The sequence below is a fragment of the Janthinobacterium sp. FW305-128 genome (assembly GCF_020858135.1).
Lineage (GTDB): Bacteria > Pseudomonadota > Gammaproteobacteria > Burkholderiales > Burkholderiaceae_D > Janthinobacterium.
Genome location: NZ_JACYMK010000035.1, coordinates 1 through 1345 on the forward strand (window position 1 = coordinate 1; position 1345 = coordinate 1345).

Below are 1345 nucleotides of genomic sequence, written 5' to 3' on the forward strand. Positions count from 1 at the left end.
CCGAAACCCCGCGCCCTCTCGGGACGCGGCGGCAGGCTCTCTAGTGGCCTGCTGACGTGCTTAAAACCAGCTTGGCATAGAAGGGCGCTCTTGCAGCGTACAGAAATTAAATGTAAGTGAGTGGATGTAGGGAGCTTAATACAGTTTTTCGCGTCCGCGAAACGCAAGATGTTTTATTTGCAATCACATTCCATTAAACAGGCATTTTGTGAAGTAAAAATGCTTCACAAAATGCCTGTTTTCGATTATAATACTTACATGGCGAACGAACGATTTGCCAGTAAAAATGCCTTACAAATCAATGTGATAGGATTCAAAATGTCAACCAAGACCATTCGCCGTAACTCTCTTAAAATTATTGATGCAGCTCTTAAAGAGTGCGTTCTCATTACTACTTATCGGTATGATGATATGGACACGGACACAAATAAGCCGGCTGTATCTGCCGCAGAAGTCCTTGCCTTGGCGGGCGATTTTGGCAGTGTATCGGCATCTTACGATGCCGATGGCGTTATGAAAAAAATTCACATTACTATCCATAGCAACCATTTTTACAACGGCTATCGCACTGTTGAAGATGCTAGAGATTCATTAACTCCTAGTGCCTTTAGAAAGTATTTCCCTGAAATCGCGGCGCAAGAGCAGGCGGAGGAAGATGCTAAATATCAAGCTGCTGCCTTAATTGAGAAGGCTGCGAATTCCGCCCGGATTGCGAGTATGACGACTGATACTAAGCAACCGGAAGTAGCTGTAAATCAGTTTATTTTTGCCAAGTTTGCCAGCCTTAACAAAAATTGTGATATCGGCAACTATATTGAGGAGTGTTGCAAACCGGAATTTAAGGAAAAATTTTGGGAGCGAGTGCGTTGGGTGGAAAGTCCAAATTGGCGTGTTAGCAGAGCAAAAGTATCAAAAATCATTAATTTGTCGGCTGTTGATTACGATCACTTTGCAGTTAATTTGATGGAATCCCGAAATGATTTATTTGCGGATTTTGAAGGCGGGACAGATAGTGATTTTGATTGTGGCCGTGATATTAAGGATTTTTGGGAAATGTCACCTGCAGAACAAGAAGAATGGAGAAAGGGCGCATATTCGCTTGTGGCGTTGATTCAAGCGCCAGGACGAGCAAGCTTTGTTGTTAATCCAGAAGGTTACGATTATGCCCGCTATGTTGGCCTTAATCCGACGTTATAGAGTGGAGTAGGGTAGGGGGCTGGGCCTGTCGGCCGCGCTCCCCCTGGTGCCACTGCCGGCGCCGCTGCAGTTGCTGCACCTGGCCGCGTGCGCGCCTGGTGGCGTCGCCCCGGCGCCGGCCAGGGCCGTGCTGCCGGCGCGCGCTGCG

At 47.4% G+C, this 1345-nt stretch carries 1 protein-coding gene; it reads left to right on the forward strand.

Annotated elements, in window-relative coordinates; genetic code table 11:
- Positions 1-168 precede the first annotated feature (168 nt).
- The gene (locus IGS60_RS28185) at positions 169-1197 is read left to right on the forward strand and encodes a hypothetical protein (RefSeq protein WP_230506902.1); all 1029 of its coding nucleotides are present in this window, start codon (positions 169-171) and stop codon (positions 1195-1197) included.
- The last annotated feature ends 148 nt before the right edge of the window (positions 1198-1345 follow it).

Bases quoted from the DNA above. Each gene is read 5' to 3' on its own strand.
- IGS60_RS28185 (WP_230506902.1), top strand. From the start codon at position 169: ATGTTTTATTTGCAATCACATTCCATTAAACAGGCATTTTGTGAAGTA.